11 protein-coding genes and 1 rRNA gene are annotated in these 17385 nt (G+C 71.5%); 5 read left to right on the forward strand and 7 right to left on the reverse strand.

From position 1 onward, the window contains the following. Nucleotides 1–215: 215 nt before the first annotated feature. On the reverse strand, nt 216–1412 hold the full coding sequence (locus tag KBX71_RS30705; RefSeq protein ID WP_210821231.1) for a DUF3068 domain-containing protein: 1197 nt from the start codon (nt 1410–1412) through the stop codon (nt 216–218). A gap of 111 nt (nt 1413–1523) precedes the next feature. Here KBX71_RS30705 and KBX71_RS30710 point away from each other — a divergent pair, with 111 nt between their 5' ends. Together KBX71_RS30710 and KBX71_RS30715 are read left to right on the forward strand one after the other, a co-directional pair. Continuing rightward, nucleotides 1524–2789, forward strand: a complete 1266-nt coding sequence (locus KBX71_RS30710; protein WP_210821232.1) for an acyltransferase — start codon at nt 1524–1526, stop codon at nt 2787–2789. A gap of 109 nt (nt 2790–2898) precedes the next feature. Next, nucleotides 2899–4077 (forward strand): glycosyltransferase family 4 protein, encoded by a 1179-nt coding sequence (locus KBX71_RS30715; protein ID WP_210821246.1) that lies wholly within the window; start codon nt 2899–2901, stop codon nt 4075–4077. On the opposite strand, the gene KBX71_RS30720 is transcribed toward KBX71_RS30715, so the two are convergent. From KBX71_RS30720 to KBX71_RS30730, 3 genes are read right to left on the reverse strand one after another with little or no spacing between them, the layout of a single operon-like run. Then, nucleotides 4062–4256 carry a hypothetical protein gene (locus KBX71_RS30720; protein WP_210821233.1) on the reverse strand — a complete coding sequence of 65 codons (195 nt, stop codon included), beginning with the start codon at nt 4254–4256 and terminating at the stop codon, nt 4062–4064. The genes KBX71_RS30715 and KBX71_RS30720 overlap by 16 nt on opposite strands. 35 nt (nt 4257–4291) lie before the next feature. After that, nucleotides 4292–6037, reverse strand: coding sequence for a hypothetical protein (locus tag KBX71_RS30725; RefSeq protein WP_210821234.1), 1746 nt, complete (start codon nt 6035–6037; stop codon nt 4292–4294). Further along, nucleotides 6038–7915, reverse strand: coding sequence for a hypothetical protein (locus tag KBX71_RS30730; RefSeq protein WP_374102668.1), 1878 nt, complete (start codon nt 7913–7915; stop codon nt 6038–6040). It abuts the gene before it with no gap. A 167-nt stretch (nt 7916–8082) separates the two neighbouring features. Between KBX71_RS30730 and KBX71_RS30735 the strand changes: the two genes are divergently transcribed. Further along, nucleotides 8083–12480, forward strand: coding sequence for an alpha-(1->3)-arabinofuranosyltransferase (locus tag KBX71_RS30735; protein ID WP_210821235.1), 4398 nt, complete (start codon nt 8083–8085; stop codon nt 12478–12480). After that, on the forward strand, nt 12477–13817 hold the full coding sequence (locus tag KBX71_RS30740; protein WP_374102667.1) for a lipopolysaccharide biosynthesis protein: 1341 nt from the start codon (nt 12477–12479) through the stop codon (nt 13815–13817). The genes KBX71_RS30735 and KBX71_RS30740 overlap by 4 nt, the downstream gene beginning before the upstream one ends. On the opposite strand, the gene nudC is transcribed toward KBX71_RS30740, so the two are convergent. Then, on the reverse strand, nt 13714–14631 hold the full coding sequence (gene nudC, locus KBX71_RS30745) for an NAD(+) diphosphatase (protein ID WP_210821236.1): 918 nt from the start codon (nt 14629–14631) through the stop codon (nt 13714–13716). The genes KBX71_RS30740 and nudC overlap by 104 nt on opposite strands. Before the next feature lie 184 nt (nt 14632–14815). Between nudC and KBX71_RS30750 the strand changes: the two genes are divergently transcribed. Then, nucleotides 14816–16636, forward strand: coding sequence for a VanW family protein (locus KBX71_RS30750; protein ID WP_210821237.1), 1821 nt, complete (start codon nt 14816–14818; stop codon nt 16634–16636). Here KBX71_RS30750 and KBX71_RS30755 read toward each other — a convergent pair. Both KBX71_RS30755 and rrf read right to left on the reverse strand, forming a co-directional pair. Next, nucleotides 16609–16899: a hypothetical protein gene (locus KBX71_RS30755; RefSeq protein ID WP_210821238.1), complete on the reverse strand. Its 291-nt coding sequence runs from the start codon at nt 16897–16899 to the stop codon at nt 16609–16611. The two genes, KBX71_RS30750 and KBX71_RS30755, sit on opposite strands and share 28 nt — an antisense overlap. Before the next feature lie 406 nt (nt 16900–17305). Next, nucleotides 17306–17385: ribosomal RNA gene (rrf, locus tag KBX71_RS30760) — 5S ribosomal RNA — on the reverse strand; the annotation flags it as partial.

Genomic DNA, 17385 nt, shown 5'->3' on the forward strand with positions numbered 1-17385 from the left:
CATCACGGATCGTCAACGCGCCCACCGCCGTGACCCTCCAAAATGGCAGTAAGGCGGGCATAAGGCCACCCGACAGGCAGCTCAGAGTGATGCCGCATTGACTAATTACAATCGAGTAACAAATGTAAAGCACCCAGGTCACACGGGTTACCCATGACTGAGGGGTGGACCGCGACGCGGTCCACCCCTCAGTCGTACATCCGGTAGTACGCGCGTCAGCGCTGCTCCACCTCGCCCGGTGCCGGACGCTGGGTCGGCACCGTCGGCTCCTCCGACTTCCAGTTCGTCGAAGCCGGCGGGATCTCGTCGGTCAGTGGCCCGCCGACCGGCTGCGGCCTGGGCTGCTCGACGGTCTCCGCGTCACGTACCGGCTCCTGGTCCACCCGGGTCGGCGTCGGGTCGTCGACCGCCGGCTCGGCGCGGTGCCGGGCCATCCCGCCCTCGGGCCGGGTCACCAGCCACACACCGAACACGACCGCGAGCAGACCGAGGACACCAGCGACGATCGGGCCCCAGAAACTGATCAGGCCGATCTTGAAGCGGTTTTCCTTGACCGTCTCGACACTGCGGCTGACCGTGTCGTCGGTGTAGTTGAAGTCCGCGTCCAGCAGCACGGTGGGGGTGCCGGTGTTGGGGCGCAGCTCCTTGTGCTGCTGCTCCCGCACGTTCACGTAGGAGCCGGTGACCGGGTCGACCCAGAGCGTACGAATGTTGCTGTAGACGATCTGGCCGCTGGTGGCGCCGGGGGCGAACTTGCCCACAAGCGTCTGGATGCTGCTCTCCGGGGTGGCCAGCACCTCGTTCTCGATCCGCTGCTCGAAGCGGTACGCCTCGACACCCTTGATCTTCTCGGTGCCGACGAACTTGGCCGGGACAGCCCGCTTCAGGTCACGGTCGAAAACCTGGTAGTCCCGCTTGGCGGTGCCGAACGGGAACTTGTAGATCTGGCCGGAGTACTTCACGTTGCCGACCGGAGTCCCGTCCGCCCCGGTCTCGTTGAGCCACTGGTCCTTCCACGAGGCGGCCGCACCGGAGATCCGGTAGAGAGCGAGTTCGGTGCTGTACTGGCTGACCACGTCCTGGTTGTCGGTGCGCCGAACCGTCTGGTAGACGTCCCAGATCACCGCGTCGCCCTTGAGGTCCTTGGGCAGCCGGTCCTTGGTGTCGTCGGGCTGTGGAATGACCTCGACATTGGACACCAGATCGCCCTGTGGAACCTCGATGCTCACCGAGCTCCCGGTTGCCGTGATCTTCAGGAACCTGGCGTTCTTCGCCTCCGCGACGGACGTCGTCGGCTCAAGATCGTAGGGGAGCTTGGTCACGGCGGGGGCCACATAGAACGGCAGCCCGGCCGCGAAGACCAGCAATAAGACGCCAAGCCCGAAGAGCGCGGCGCCCACGCGAAGCTTCACTCATCCTCCTGTAACCTGCCGCCCTACGACCTGTTGTCCGGGGCACCCGATCCTTAACATGGCGGGAGGTTACTCCCCGGTCACCTTCAAAGCGACCCCCTGGATGTCCAGATGTCCACAGCCGCCGCGCCAACAGTTTCGGAGCCTTCGGTAACCGGCCGACTTCCCGCCCTCGACGCGCTGCGAGCAATCGGCGCGGTGGCGGTCGTCGGTCACCACGTCGGGTTCCAGACCGCCGTCACCATGAACACCACCTGGGGCGGCTGGCTGGCCCGGCTGGATGTCGGCGTGGCCATCTTCTTCGTACTGTCCGGGTTTCTGCTGTTCCGGCCGTGGGCCCTCAGCGCGGCGACGGGCCGGGCCCGACCCCGCGCCAAGCGCTACCTGTGGCGGCGGGCCCTGCGCATCCTGCCCGCCTACTGGTTGGCGATCGTGGTCTGCCTGACCGTCCTGCCGCAGAACGGGCAGGCATCCGTCGCCGATTGGATCCGCCACCTCACCTTCACGCAGATCTACCAGGCGGGGCAGTTGCGCGCCGGGCTCAGCCAGACCTGGAGCCTCGCCACCGAGGTCGTGTTCTACCTGATCCTGCCGCTGGTCGCGGTGCTCGCCGTCGGCCGGTCCTGGCGTCCGGTCCGGACCATCGTGATCGTCAGCGGGAGTGCGCTACTGACCGCGGGGTGGCTCACGCTGATGGGGCTCGGCTGGCTCGATGCCGCCCTGCACACCATGTGGTTCCCCTCGTACGCCACCTGGTTCGGCGCGGGCATGGCACTGGCGGCGGCGCACGTCGCGCTGCGCACCGGGACCGGACCCGCGGCCTTCCGGGTCCTGGACGACCTGGCCTCGGCTCCGGTCACCTGCTGGGCGGCCGCCGTCGGCCTGATGGCGATCGCGACGACGCCCGTCGCCGGCCCCCGCGACCTCACCGAGCCGACGGCCGCCGAGTTCGGCGTCAAGTTGGCCCTGTACCTGGTGATCGCGGCGCTGATCCTGATCCCGGTGGCCTTCGGCGGGCCGAGCCGGGCCAAGGAGATCTTCGGCAGCTCGTCCGCCCGGTGGCTCGGCGCGGTCTCGTACGGACTGTTCCTGTGGCACCCCATGGTCATCGAACTCATCTACCTGGTCGACGACCGACCGCTGTTCTCCGGCGGGCTGCTCAACACCTTCGCCCTCACCATGGCCTTCGGCCTGGTGTACGCCACGGTCAGCTACTACGGCGTCGAGCGACCCCTGCAACTGCTCGGTTCGCAGCGTCGACGTCGACCAACCGGGCGTGGGCAGGCGTCCGGGACCCCCGCCACCGACGTGGCCGCGCCGGCCACCGCACCTCCGACCGTCGCGGCCGGCACGCCGGTGCCAACGGTCGGCGGGTAGCGCCCAGCGCTGGCCCATCGGGGCATTGCCGGCCGGCACAGCAGCCCCTAGTGTGACGCGGGTCGCTAAATTACTTGAGAGTAGGGTTCGCGTGGAGCGTCGCTTCGGCATGCCCGGACACGTGTTGTTCCTCAACTGGCGAGACACCCGCAACCCCGAGGGTGGCGGTTCCGAGGTCTACGTCGAACGGATCGCCGCCGAGCTGGTGGCGCGCGGTTTCCGCGCCACTCTCTTCTGCGCCGCCCACAGCCAGGCTCCCGCCGACGAGGTCAACGAGGCGGGCGTACGGCTGGTGCGGCGCGGTGGCCGACACACCGTCTACCTCTGGGCGGCCCTCTGTTATGTCGCGGGCGCGCTCGGCATCGGCCCGCTGGCGGCCCGTCGAGGCGGTCGGCCCGATGTCCTGGTCGACGTCTGCAACGGCTTGCCGTTCCTCGCTCCGCTGTGGGCCCGGCGCCCGGTGGTCAAGCTGATCCACCACGTGCACCGCGAGCAGTGGCCGGTGGTGCTTCCACGGTGGGCGGCCCGCTTCGGCTGGTGGATCGAGTCGTCGCTCGCCGTACGCCTCTACCAGCGGTGCCGGTACGTCACCGTCTCCGAGGCGACCCGCCGAGAGTTGGCAGTGCTCGGTGTGCCACCGGAGCAGGTCTCCGTGGTGCACAACGGCACCCCGACGCTGCCCCACACCGACGCCGAACGGGCGGCGTTCCCGCTGCTCGTGACGCTGAACCGACTGGTGCCACACAAGCGGGTGGAGGTGGCGCTGCGAGCCGTCGCGGCCCTCGCCGACGAACTGCCCCAACTACGTCTGGTCGTCGCCGGCCAGGGCTGGTGGGAGTCGCACCTGCGTGAACTCGCCGCGGAACTCGACATCACCGAGCGGGTGGACTTCCGAGGCTTCGTGACCGAGGAGGAGAAGGCCGCCCTGCTCGCCTCGGCCTGGGTGGCCCTGACCCCGTCACTCAAGGAGGGCTGGGGGCTCACCATCGTGGAGGCGGGTTCGGCGGGCACCCCCACTGTCGCGTTCCGGGGAGCGGGCGGGGTCGCCGAAGCGGTCGTCGACGGGCGTACCGGCCTGCTGGCCGACGACATCGACGACTACCTGATGAAGGTGCGCACGCTTCTGCACCGGGATGAGCTGCGGCGGGAGATGGGCGCACAGGCCCGGGAGCATGCGGCGAGCTTCACCTGGCAGGCTGCGGGTGGACGCTTCGAGGCGATCCTCAAGGGTGTGGAGTCGCCCCGCCCAGTCCAGCAGCGGGGCGAGCCGTCCTACCTGTCGCCGTAAACCGCGGGGGCGTACGGGTCCTTCTTTCCGGCCCGCTTGGCCGCCTCCGAGACGAGCTTGGCCTCGGTTGCGGCCTCCTCGTCGGTGGCGGTCGCGGCGGCCGAGATCCCGCCGAGAGCCAGGATCCCCAGCAACGCCGCCACCAGGCCAGACACGACCAGGGTCAGAGCTCTACGCATGCCAATCCTCCAATGGCGAGACGTGCGAGCGGACGTTACCACGCGGTAGCTCGCCGGTGTAGTGCCGAAACGGCGGCAGCGATGACCACCAGAAGGGCAGCTCCGAGTGCCGCCACCACCGCCAGTCGGGCCGGCCCTGACCCGCCCGATTCCGGCACGGTCGCCGGGTTGCGGTACAGCGTCAGGAACGGCCCGTCGTGGACCGTCACCAGGCCGCCGAGCACCTCAGAGTCCACCTCGCCGGAGATCTCGTGCTGCACCAGGACCCAGCGCACCCCGGTGGTCCAGACGGGCCGCCCCTCGGCCAGCGCCCGGCGCATCTCGCGGACGCGCGGGTTCTCGCCGGCCACGGCGACGTCGCCGACCCGGAGCGTGTCGTCGGTCAGGACCGTTCCCGGCAGGTAGCGGGGCGCCGGGTCCAGGACGACCCGACCGGGGTTCCACGGGTACGCGCGGTAGGCGCTCAACGGCAAGGCGAGGATCTCCCCCGGCTCCTCGTCGATGTGCTCCGCCACCCGCTGCCACTCGGCCGGATAGCTCACCGGACGAAGCCGACCGGCACCGCCGAACGCGAGGTCGGGCAGGACGGCCACCGGCAGGAACAGCAGCCCGATCAGGACCACCCCGGCCACCTCCCGGTCGACCCGGGCCACCAGCCGCTCGGCCCCCAACGCGGCGCACACCACCAGCAGCAGCGCGTACGGAGCCAGGAACTTCTGGCCATCTCGCAGCAGCCCCGCGCCCGGCAGGTGCACCACCGCCCAGCGCAGCGCGGCATCCCCGCCGGGGAGCACGCCGACGGCGGCGAGAAGACAACCGATCCCGACGAGCACCGCCAGGCGCGCCGCGCCACCCGGAGGCAGCCGCCGCCGCAGCAGGCCCGCACCGACACCGGCCAGGACCAACAACACCACTGTCGCCACCGGCACCAGCGGCGCGGCGCGACTGGCGGGGGTGGCCTGTGCGCTCCAGATGCCGCCGGTGCCGGCCAGCGCCACCAGCGGACCGGCCCAGTTCTCCGAACGCGCCGCGAACGCCGCCACCCCCGCCGGGTCCGAGGAACCCCCGGCACCGGTGACCAGGGCCGCGACCACCCAGGGGGCGTTGAGCACTCCGACAGCTGCCAACGCCTGCCGCGACCGGTGCGGATGCATCCGCTGCGACACAAGCAGCGACCGGGGCGCGCGCATCCGGTCCGACGTCAGCACCAGCACCGTGCCCAGCGCGATCAACCCGCCGGTCGGCGTGATCGCGGCGGGAGCGGCGGCGAGCACCACCCGGGCGAGCGCACCGGCGCGCCCCGCCCGCAGGTCCAGCGCCGCCCGCACCAGCCAGGGCAGCGCAGCGTACGCGAGGAGCAGCCCCCACTGCCCGATCAGCAACCGCTCGGCGAGGTACGGCGTCCACGCGTACGCCACCGCGGCGAACAGTCGGACCGCGCGCCGGTCGGTCGGCACCAACCGGCCGGCGCCGACCGCGGCGAGGAAGACCGCCCCGGCGAGCGCCAGTCGCTGCACCAACCAGCCCGGCACGAGTTGGGTGACCAGCGAGACCAGCGCGTCCATCGGCACCGCCCGGGGCAGGCTCTGCGCCGGGGCGACGAGATCCCAGGTCAACGGCTGCCGGGGTACGAACACCATGTCGTACAGCAAGGCGTAGCCGGGCGCCGCCAGCGGGGCCAGCACCAGCACCGTGACCGCCGCGGCGACGGCGTACAGCGGCAGGGTGTCCCGCGCCCGCCGAACCGGTGCGGCCTCGACGCCGTCGGTCGGCTCAACCATTCACGACGCCGGCACCGCCCGGCCGACGGTGATCAGTTCGGTGCACACCCCGACCCCTGGCGTCCGTACGGTGACCTCGACGGCGTCCCCCGCGCCCTCCAGCAGGAAGAACAGGTCGTTCAGCCCGCGTCGCAAAGTGATCTCGCGCGTGGCGTCCCCGAGCCGGAACAGGGCCGTCGAGTCACCCGAGCTGAGGTAGCCGAAGTGCACGACGTACGGCCACTCCACCAGGTACCCGTCCAACGGGATCCGGGTGGGTCGGCCACCCTCCGCCAGGTGCCCGCAGCCGTTCACCGGGCCGGGCACGATCTTCCGGCCCTGGACCACGACCGGGCGGATCCGGCCGAGATCGTCGAACGTCGACGGCCGCGCGGCCTCCGTCACGAAGGTGGGCCGGCGCTCGGCCGGGCGGAAGAAGTGCGACTGGAGATTGTCCGGCCAGAAGTAACCGGCGACGACCCGGTCCGGGACGGCGGTGTCGAAGAAGACGGTGCCCGGCGGCGCGGCCGCGAGCTCGGCCTGCGTCGTCGCGAGATAGTCCCGCCCGTACTTCGTACTCCAGTTGTCCCCGAAACGGGCCGTGCTCCACAGGGTGCCCACGCCGATGGTCGCCAGGACGACGATCATCGAGACCAGGCCGACCGCGAAGGCGCCCGGCTCCCGCAGGACCGTCGGCACCGGCCACGTCGACACCTCGTCCTCGTCGGTGTCCCTGATCCCCAGCAGAGCCGCACCGACACATATCGCGGCGACCAGCACCACGTCGGCGACGTACCGGGGGACGACACCGATCAGTGGGCCGAGCGGGCCGCCGAGCCGGGTGACCGCGAAGAGCGTGGCGACCAGCCCGAGGTAGGAGGTGAGCAGCAGCCAGGCCCGTCCAGCCGACGGCCGCCGCCGGACGGTGACCACGACGAGCGTCGCCAGCACCGCCCAGGACAACCACTTGGCGATGTCGTACGGGTTGACGAGTGGTGGACCGTCGCCGGCATAGTTCCAGCGCCAGGGGCCTCCGAGTAGACCCGGCACCATGGTCTTGCCGACCAGGTCGCTGAGGAAGTTGAGGACCGGACCGACCGAGGTCGGGTCCCGCAGTTCACCGGAGGGACGGGTCAGGTAGAGCGCCAGGTACGCCCCCGACAGCACGCTGAGCGTCAGCCAGGCCGGCCAGTGCCGGCGGATCGCCGTCCCGAGGCTGCGCCACATGCCACCGGACGTGAAGAGGAAGACGGTCAGCAGGAACAGCAGCGGCACGATCAGCAGGGACTTGGTGTCGAAGAGTAGGCCGAACACCAACCAGAGCGCGACCGCCACGAGGTGCCGCAGGCGACCGGTCCGCACGTACCGGACCTGGGCAGCCACCGCCATGACCAGGGCCAACTGCATCGGCAGCACGAGCAGCCCGACCAGCCACAGCGAGGAGACCTCAAGCGTCAGCGGGCTGAACACGAACAGGCACAGTGGGATGAGCAGGCCCCAGCCGGGCCGGAGGAGATCGCGCAGCAACCGGTAGACAGCGATCCCGGTCGCCGCCTGGCCGACAGCCAGCAGCAACACCCACGGCCAGGTGGCGAAGCCCGCCGCCCGCACCATCGCCCACGCCACCAACAGGCCGCCGGGCATGAGGTGGTTGTTGAACGTACGCAGCAGATAGTCCGCGTCCAGCCCGGTATCGAGAACCTGGGCGGCGATGACGAACTCGTCCTGCGAGAACCAGCCACGGGCAGCGAGGCCGGCGCGCCACACGACGGACACGGCGATGAGGGCGATCGCCACGGCGCGAACCGGGTCGGCGCGGAGCCATCGGCCGATCGGCCCCGGCCCGCCACCATCGGACGCGACGCGTTCCGGATGCGTCTCGGCCTCAGCTTCTGGCATTGACATGGTCGGCAGCCTGCCACACGCTTACACGCCGTGGGGACGGCCGTTCTCCCGATAACGCCACCGCAGCGCCCCTGGTCGCCCGTCCGTGCCCGGTCCGGATAACGTCGCGCGACAGTCGTCGGCTGCAGGTGCGCGTCCGGCCGGTGAAGACAGGAGCCGAAATGCGTGCAGAGGTGGCCAGTGGCGCCGCTCCGGGGTCCAGCCGGAGCCGGCACACGGCCCGGCGGTTTCGGCACCTGGTCATCTGCATCGCTCTCACCGCCCTCGCCTTTCAGCAGGTCCCGGGCCAGGTCGTGCCCGACACCAAGGTCGACCTGAACGTCAACCCGGCCGGGTGGCTGCTCCGCTCGCTGCACCTGTGGGACCCCACCGGCACGTTCGGCCAGCTACAGAACCAGGCGTACGGCTATCTCTGGCCGATGGGCCCGTTCTTCCTGCTCGGATCGGAGGCCGGCCTCGCGCCGTGGGTGGTGCAGCGGCTGTGGTGGGCACTGCTCTTCTGTGTCGCCTACCTGGGCGCCGTACGCCTCGCGGGCCGGCTCGGCATCGGGACGCCCGCCGGGCGCATGATCGCCGGCGTCGCCTTCGCGCTGTCACCCCGCATCCTCACCCAGCTCGGCTGGTCCTCGGTGGAGGCCTGGCCCAGCGCCGTCGCCCCCTGGGTGCTCATTCCGCTTGTCGGCCTCGCCGCCGGCACGCGACTGCGGCGCGCCGTCGCCGCGTCGGCCATCGCCGTCGCCTGCGCCGGTGGGGTCAACGCCACTGCGGTTTTCGCTGTGGTGCCACTCGCCCTGCTCTGGCTCGCCACCCTCCAACCCGTACGCCGCCGCGTCATCGCCATCGCCGCCTGGTGTGGCGTGGTGGCCCTGGCCACCGCGTGGTGGTTGGTTCCGCTGCTGGTCCTCGGGCGGTACAGCCCGCCCTTCCTGGACTACATCGAGACCGCCCGAAACACCACGAGCGTCACCGACGCGGCGACCACGCTCCGCGGCGCCTCCTACTGGGTCGCCTACCTGGCCTCCCCGTTCGGGGCGACCATTCCGTCCGGGGCGCGACTCGCCAACGATGCGGTACTGGTCGCCGCCACCCTGGCGGTCGCCGCCCTCGGTGTCCTCGGGCTGTCCCGACGCGGGATGCCGCACCGCCGGTTCCTCATCACCGGTCTGGTGCTCGGCGTCGCGCTCGTCGGTCTCGGGCACGTCGGTGACCTGCCGAACATCCTCGCCGGGCCACAGCGGGAGTTCCTCGACGGCGTCGGCGCACCCCTGCGCAACGTGCACAAGTTCGACGTCCTGCTCCGGCTACCCCTGTGCCTGGGCATGGCGCACCTGATCGGCCTGGCCGTTCGGGCTGCGCGCACCGCGCCCGCGCGGCACCGTCCTCGAACCGTCGCACGCGCCTGGCTGACCGCCGGTGCCGCCATCGTCGCCGTCACGGCGGTCGCCACGCCCGCGCTCGCGGGCGGACTCGCCACCCCCGGCAGCGTCAAGGAGGTACCCGGCTACTGGCACGAAGCCGCCGACTGGCTCGACGCGAACACGGGACGTGGGCGGGTGCTCGTCGTACCCGGGGCGCGCTTCCCCTCGTACGACTGGGGCAGCACCACCGACGAGATCACCCAGCCGCTGCTGAACAGCCGGTGGGCGGTACGCAACGCCATCCCCTTCACCCCACCGACCACGATCCGGCTGCTGGACGTGATCGAGTCGACGCTCGCCACCGGCGCCGGGTCGACCGGCCTGGCGGACCTGCTGGCCCGATCGGGGATCAGCCACGTCCTGTTCCGGGCCGACCTCGACCACGGCCGCTCCGACACGGCCCGCCCGGCGGTGGTCCGTCAGGCGCTGGAGCGCTCACCCGGGTTGACCCGCGTCACGTCCTTCGGCCCCCTGCGCGGCGGGCCCTCGTCCCCCGACGAGTTCCGCGACCATGGGCTCGACGTGCCCGTCCGGGCGCTGGAGGTCTACCGGGTCGACCGGCCCGTCGAGCCGGTGGTCGCCTACGACCGAGCTGACGTGACCACAGTGGTGGGCGGCCCCGAATCCCTCCTCGACCTCGCCGCGGCAGGGCAACTCGGCTCGGCGCCCACCGTCCTGGCCGGCGACGCGCCGACCGCCGACGTGGCCGGGCCGGTGGCGATGACCGATGGGCTCCGCAGGCGTGACGTGTCGTTCGGCGGACTGCGCGACAACACCTCCCAGACGCTTACCGCCGACGACACCTTCGAGGTCACCGCACCCGCACACGACTACCTGCCCGAGTGGGGGGCACAGCAGTCCACCGTCGCCCGTTTCGGGGGCATCGACGCGATCCGGACCTCCACCGCCCGCTCGCAGGTGGACTCCCCCGGCGGCGCCCGCCCCGAGCACCAGCCGTACGCGGCGATGGACGGCAATTCGGCGACCTCCTGGCAGTCCGCGCCGTACTCGTCCAGCGACCGGCAGTGGATCGAGGTGGGCCTCGCCAACCCGACGACTGTCACCCGCATCGAGGTGTGGTTCGACCTGAAGGCCGACGCCCTACCCACGACGGTGACCGTCAGCGCCGGGTACGAGAGCAGCACCATCGAACAGTTCGCCGACCACATGGTGTTCGAGCTGCCCGGCGTCCACGCCACCCGCGAGGTCCGGGTCTCGGTCGACGGCGCGTACGACCTGCGCCCGTTCGGGAACGGATCGGTCGGCATCGCCGAGATCAAGATTCCGGGCATCCAGACCAGCCGCACCCTGGTCCTTCCCGCTGCACCGGTCACCGAGCGTCCGGCGACCGTCGTCGTGTCCGCGGCGCCCACCACGCCGGCCTGCTTCTCCGTCGACGGCCAGCCTCGCTGCTCCACCGACGCCATCCGTGGTTCCGAGGACGCGTCCACCATCGACCGGACCCTGACCCTGCCGGCACCCGGCACGTACGACGCCAAGCTGTGGGCGCGGCCGACGGCCGGCCCCGACCTGGACAACACCCTCGACAAGCTGGTGACCGACGCGCAGCCGCTGCGCCTCGCGGCGCAGATCAGCGCCTCCTCGACGGCCGTGCCCGACCCGACCGGCCGGGCCGGCGCGGCGCTCGACGGGAACCCCGCCACCAGTTGGTCACCGGCGATCGACGACGAGGCGCCGATCCTGCGGCTCAAGTGGCTCAAGCCGCAGACCATCACCGGGCTCCGCTTCTCGGTCGACGAGAAGACGGCCGCCACCCGTCTGGGCAGTGTGCGGGTGGTCGGCGACGACGGCTTCCGCAGCAGCCTGCTCGGCGACGACGGGCTGCTCCGCCTGGACCCGCCGATGCGCACCGACGAGATCACCATCCAGTTCCTCGACAAGCCGTCCGCCACCAGCACCGACCCGTACAAGCTGCGGTTGCCGGAGCAGTTGCCCATCGCGGTCGGCGAGGTGACAGTGCTACCCGGAGCGCCCACCGTCGGACCGCGCCTCGACACGCCCCTGTCGCTGGCCTGCGGATCGGGTCCCACGCTGCAGGTCGGCGCGGCGCGGGTGACCACCTCGCTGCGCGGCACGCTCCGCGACCTGCTGGAAATGCGCGAGATGCCGGTGACGCCGTGCGGCCGGGCCACGCCCCGGCAGCTCGACCTGGGCCGCGGGGAGCACCGCATCGTCGCCACCCCGAGCCAGCTGGCCTCGCCCACCAGGGTCGCCCTGGTGCCACGGACGACGCCCACGACGGCTTCGGCGACCGCCAGCGCCACCGAGATCGAATCCTGGGCAGCGACCGAGCGACGGGTACGGGTGGCCAGTCACCCCGTCGACCGGGTGCTCGCCGTGCGGGAGAACACCAACACCGGCTGGCAGGCGACACTCGGCGGGCGGACGCTGAGACCACTTGTGGTGGATGGGTGGCAGCAGGGCTGGATCCTTCCCGCCGGCGCCTCCGGAGAGGTGCTGTTGCGTTTCGCCCCGGACACCCCGTACCGGGCGGGGCTCCTCCTCGGCGGCGTCCTGCTCGCGGTGGTGGTCCTGCTCGCGGTGCTGCCCGCTCGACAGCCCACCGGGCGAACCCCGGCGACCGCCGTACCGCGCGGCCGACGCCGGGTCACCCGTTCGCTGCCGCTGCTGGCCGTCGGGGCCGCCGCGCTGGTGCTGTCGAGCGGCCTCATCGGCAGCCTGCTGGTCGCGGCGGGATTCATGCTGGCGGTGCCCGGCCCACGCCGCCTGCCCTGGCCGGCCGACCCACGTCGGGCGAGGACGATCAGCCGGACCGTCGAGACGTGGCTCCCGGGCGCGCTCGTCCTGCTCGCCGGGTGGCTCTACCTCGACTCGACTCGACGCAACACCGACGCGCTGGTGCAACTCACGATCGTCCTCGCCCTGGGTGCCCTCTGGCTCTCCACCGCCGCCCGACGACGGCCCGTACGCCGGCCTACACCAACCGCCGGGACCTCGGTCGATGCGACGGCTGCGCTGGTCGCGGAGGGATCGACGCCGTACCCGGTCAAGCCGGACGCCAGCGAGCCGGCCGAGCACGACGCGGACGAGCCGGCGAGGCCGGGCCAGTCGGCCGGGCCAGCCGACGGGCAGCTTCCGACCTTCTCCGAGATCACGTGAGCCCCCGACGACCTGTCCGTCGGGAGACGACTGCCCAGACGGAGCTGACACGCGGACGGAGTACTGGCCTCGGCGCTGCTGGCGTCAGCGTCACCCTGGCAGGGGTTCTCGTCAACGGCCTGGCCTACCTGGTGCCGGTGCTGGCCGCCCGACGGCTCGACCCGGCCGACCTCGGTGCGCTCGCCGCCGCCCTCGGTCTGGTGGCCATCATCGGTGTGCCCGGGCTCGGTCTGCAACTGGCCGTGGCCGTGCACCACGCCCGGCACGGATCCTCCGACACCCGGCGGCTCACCGCGGTCACCGCCGCCGTGTGCGCGGGAACCCTCGTCGCGGCGACACCACTGCTGGTCGCCGCCCTGGATCTCCCGGTCGAGATGCCAGCGCTGCTGGCGGTCACCACCGCGGCGATCGTGCTCTCCTCACGGTCCCTCGGGGAGTTGCAGGGTGGCCAGCGTTTCGTGCGACTCGCCGTCGGGATGGCAGTGCTCGCCGCCGGCCGCTACGGCGGCGTGATCGCCGGGTTGCTGCTCGGCGCGGGACCGACCGGCGCGCTGGCGATCGGCGCGTTGACCGCCGCGCTCGCCCCGGCGGTGCTGGCCCGACTCGCCCGCGAGCCTGGACGACCGTCCACCGCACCACGACTGAGCGCCGCTCGGGTCGTTGCCGGCTGCGGTGCGACACTGGCGATGCTCGTCGTCTCCTACGCCGACCTGCTGCTGGCCCGGCAACTGCTGTCCCCGTCGGATGCCGGGGCGTACTCGGTCGGGACCGTCCTGAGCAAGGGCGCACTCTGGGCGCCGCAGGTCGCCGCCGTCCTCGCCCTACCGCGGCTGGCCCGCGGCGACCGGCGCAGCCGAACGGTTGCGCTCGCGGTGACGGGCGGTTGTGGCACGGTGCTGGTCCTCGCCTCGACACTCGCCGGAGGGCTCGCCTTCCGGCTCGCCGGTGGGCCCGACTACGACCACCTCGGCCGGTACGCGCCAGTTTTCGCGGCGGTCGGTGCGCTCTACGCGGTGACGTTCGTGCTGCTCAACGACCGTCTCGCGACCGGCGCACGATGGGCGGCGGCACCGCTGTGGGTGGGCGTGGCCGGCTTGGTGGCCGGCACCGCGATCCTCCGACCCCACACCGTCAGTGGTCTTCTCCTCGCGGCCCTGGGCACGGCGATGCTCACCACCGCGATGATGGCGGTGGCGGCCCGTCACCCCGCTCCCGCACCGGTGGTGGACCCGACTAACTCTCCGCGAGCCAGTCCGTCAGGAGGCGATGGTCGATCGCGTCCACCCGACCCAGCGAACGACCCGAGGCCGCCCGGTCCCGCAGCTCCGCCCGGGTGAACCAGCGCGCCTCGAGCAGTTCCTCGCCGTCGACGCGTACCTCGTCTGAGGTGGCGGTGGCCCGGAAGCCCACCATCAGGCCGGCGGGGAAGGGCCACGCCTGCGACCCCTGGTAGGTAACGTCGGTGACGGTCACGCCTGCCTCCTCGGCCATCTCCCGACGGACCGCGTCCTCCAGGCTCTCGCCGATCTCGACGAAGCCGGCCAGCGTCGAGTACGCGTCCTCGGGCGCACCCGCGTGCCGGGCCAGCAGACAGCGCCCCGACCGACCGGGTGCCTCGACCAACACGATGATCGCCGGTTCGATCCGGGGGAACAGCAGGCGTCCGCACTCCGCGCCGGTGCAGGTCCGCGCGTGGCCGCCGCCGTCGGCGACGGCCGGGGCGCCGCACGTCCCGCAGAATCGCTGCTGCCGGTGCCAGTGCAGCAAACCCCTGGCGTACGCCTGAGTGGCCGCGTCGCCGGGCTCGAGTCGCCCGACCAGTGCCCGCACGTCGACGGACCGCACCGCGCCGGCCATCTCGACGGCGGCCTGCTCGGGGAGTGCGGAGAGGTCCGCGGCGAACACGGCTACCTCCGCGTCGAGCCCCAGGAAGACGGTCTCGCTGGCGGCGGATCGGACCAGCGCCGCGCGTTCCGTGCTGAGCCGAACCGGTCCGTGGCCGTCGACGAGACAGCGGTCCCGCCACATCGGCAGTAGCACTGTGGTCGAATCGGTGAGCAGCGCGCTCAACCGCGTCGAATCGGTGCGCAACGGGCCCGCCCGGTCCAGCCAACCGCCCCCGTACGCCAACACTCGCTCCGCAGTGCTCATCACCCGGTCACCGTGCCACGTCGATGGTCTGCCGTCGCCACCGCCCCCGGACCGGCACGACACGCCGAACGACACGCGGTAGCCGCGCCTGGTGGGCGCAGCCACGACGACGGCCGGGCATTGGTTACCGTAGGTGCCTCCGGGAGGGAGGACCTCCCGCGGCACCCTGGCGATCGAGGTTGCAGTGACGCTGTACGGCGAAAACAGTCCACCCGCCGACGACCGGCCCACCGTGCAGGTCACCGCGGTCACCTGGCCGGACGATGGGCCTGCGCCGGTCACGACAGCCGCTCCTGGCGAGCCGGATGGCGGCCGGCGCCGCCCGCGTCGGGTGCGGGTGCTGCTCGCCGCCGGCATCACCGGTGGCGTCCTGGCCGTCGTGGCGGGTGCCGGTGCGTGGGCGTACGCCGGTGACGTTCCCCGTGGCACCAGCGTGCTCGGCACCGAGCTGGGTGGCCGGAGCCGTGCGGACGCCGACCGGGAGTTGCGGGCGGAGCTGGATCGGCGGGCCGCGACACTCGCCACACCGTTGAAGGTGACCGTCGACGGGCGCACCGCCGAGATCAACCCTGCCGACGTGGGGCTGGCCGTCGACGTGCCGGCGACCGTCGCCGCAGCCGCTGAGGCCGAGGCGCACCCGGTCAGCCGGTTGGTCGGCTCCCGTACGGTCCAGCCGGTGGTGACCGTCGACGTGGGCCGGTTGGACGACGCGCTCCGTAAGGTGCTCGGCAACCAGGCCCAGGGCATGACGATGCCGGCGATCACCTATCAGGGCACCACGCCGAAGGTCGTACAGCCCAAGCCTGGGCTGGCCTTGAACCCGCAGCGCTCCGCCGAGGTGGTCCGGGCCGGCTGGTTGGCAGCCACCCCGGTCACCGTGCCTCTGGTGGAGAGCCACCCGGCGACCACACCGGAAGAGTTGGACCGGCTGGTCAGCGAGCTGGCGAAGCCGGCGGTCGCCGCGCCGGTCACAGTGCGTACCAACAAGGGCCAGGTGACGATCCCGCCCGCCGCGATCGCGAAGAGCCTGCGGTTCGCCGCCGACAAGACCGGCAAGCTGACCCCGTCGGTGGACGTCAAGCGGCTCAGGGCGGCTCTCGGCGACAAGCTGACCGCCATCGAGGTGCCGCCGAAGGACGCCACGATGACAATTTCCGGCGGCCGGCCCACCGCCAAGGAAGGGCGGTCCGGGCAGCAACTGGACTCGGGCGCCCTCAGTCGGGACCTGCTGGCCGTGCTACCGAAGGCGGACGGCCGCGAGGTGACCGGCGAGTTGAAGCCGACGCCGCCGCAGCTGACCGGGGAGAAGCTCGCCGGCCTGGGCATCAAGGAGCGGGTGTCCACCTTCACCACCCGGTTCACCGGCGGCATGGCCTCGTCGCGCAGCCAGAACATCGCGACCATCGCGAGGAAGGTCGACGGCACTGTCGTGCTGCCCGGGAAGACGTTCTCGCTGAACGGTCACACCGGCGAACGCGGCTACGCCCAGGGTTACCGGGACGCGCCGGTGATCCTCGACGGCAAGCTGGTGCCGGGCGTCGGCGGCGGCACCTCGCAGTTCACCACAACGCTGTTCAACGCGACCTACTACGCCGGCCTGGAGGACGTCGAGCACAAGCCGCACTCGTACTGGTTCGACAGGTACCCGGCGGTCATCGAGTCGACAATCTTCTGGCCGAACCTGGACTTCAAATTCCGCAACAACACCGAGTACGGGGTGCTCATCGACACGTCGTACACGTCCAGCTCGATCACCGTGTCGATCTGGAGCATAAAGATCTACGACAGCGTGAAGACGGAGTACGGGCCGCGCCGCAACATCACGACGCCGAAGCAGATCCACCTGGCGCCCGGCCCCTCCTGCATCGAGACCAATGGCATCAACGGCTTCACCCAGGACGCCTTCCGGGTCATCAAGAAGGCCGGCGCTGTGGTCAAGCGGGAGAAGTTCACCTGGCGCTACGACGCGGAGCCCCGCTACGTCTGCGGTCCGAAGCCCTCCTGAGCCTGCTCCGAGGTCAACTCATCGGCGTCGCGGCCGTGTTCATTCCGCTTGCCGCCCTGCGGTGGCATCGGCACCGTGCGAGCCTCCTGCACCCGGATCTCGGCGCGGAACCGGTGCGCCGCGGGGTGCCACATCTCCTCGAACGGGCCCATGACCTCGCCACCGATGCCACGACGACGGACCCGGGACGCGAGCCACCAGAGGATGCCCAGGACCGCCGCCAGGCAGCCCGCGAACACCACAAATATCAGGACCTCGTCCACGGGCCGAGCCTAGCCCTGGGCGCCAGACCCGGTCCTGAACCGCCGCGATCTTGCACTTTCGGTCGTCGCAACGCGAACTCTGAGCTGGTTTGTCGCCGCAGAAAGTGCAAGATCGCGGAGTGAGAGGGGCGCGGGTGCGGGCCCAGACCGCTGACCTGCTGCCCGGCGCCTGGCCTGGCCTGGCCACAAGGTCGCGCTCGATCCTGGTTGTAGTGGTGTCCGCACGTCCTGAGGCCACTACAACCAGGATCGAGCGTGACCTTTGCTGGCTTCGGCGCGTCGAATCCCCGTGCACGGCCTCACCGGTCATCGGGCAGCCCCGAGGCATCAGGACCCAGGCCGATCGACAATCCGGGGGGACGCAGAAAAGGCCACCCCGAAAGGGGGTGGCCTTTTCTGAAAGATTGTCCGGCGGCGTCCTACTCTCCCACACCCTCACGAGTGCAGTACCATCGGCGCTGGAGGGCTTAGCTTCCGGGTTCGGAA

Origin of the sequence: Micromonospora sp. D93, assembly GCF_018070365.1 — a bacterium.
GTDB lineage: Bacteria > Actinomycetota > Actinomycetes > Mycobacteriales > Micromonosporaceae > Micromonospora > Micromonospora ureilytica.

What these genes read in the sequence shown, in the direction of transcription:
- KBX71_RS30715 (WP_210821246.1), top strand. Translation starts at nt 2,899, where the DNA reads ATGCCCGGACACGTGTTGTTCCTCAACTGGCGAGACACCCGCAACCCC.
- KBX71_RS30735 (WP_210821235.1), top strand. Translation starts at nt 8,083, where the DNA reads ATGCGTGCAGAGGTGGCCAGTGGCGCCGCTCCGGGGTCCAGCCGGAGC.
- KBX71_RS30725 (WP_210821234.1), bottom strand. Translation starts at nt 6,037, where the DNA reads ATGGTTGAGCCGACCGACGGCGTCGAGGCCGCACCGGTTCGGCGGGCG.
- KBX71_RS30730 (WP_374102668.1), bottom strand. Translation starts at nt 7,915, where the DNA reads ATGCCAGAAGCTGAGGCCGAGACGCATCCGGAACGCGTCGCGTCCGAT.
- nudC (WP_210821236.1), bottom strand. Translation starts at nt 14,631, where the DNA reads ATGAGCACTGCGGAGCGAGTGTTGGCGTACGGGGGCGGTTGGCTGGAC.
- KBX71_RS30720 (WP_210821233.1), bottom strand. Translation starts at nt 4,256, where the DNA reads ATGCGTAGAGCTCTGACCCTGGTCGTGTCTGGCCTGGTGGCGGCGTTG.
- KBX71_RS30710 (WP_210821232.1), top strand. Translation starts at nt 1,524, where the DNA reads ATGTCCACAGCCGCCGCGCCAACAGTTTCGGAGCCTTCGGTAACCGGC.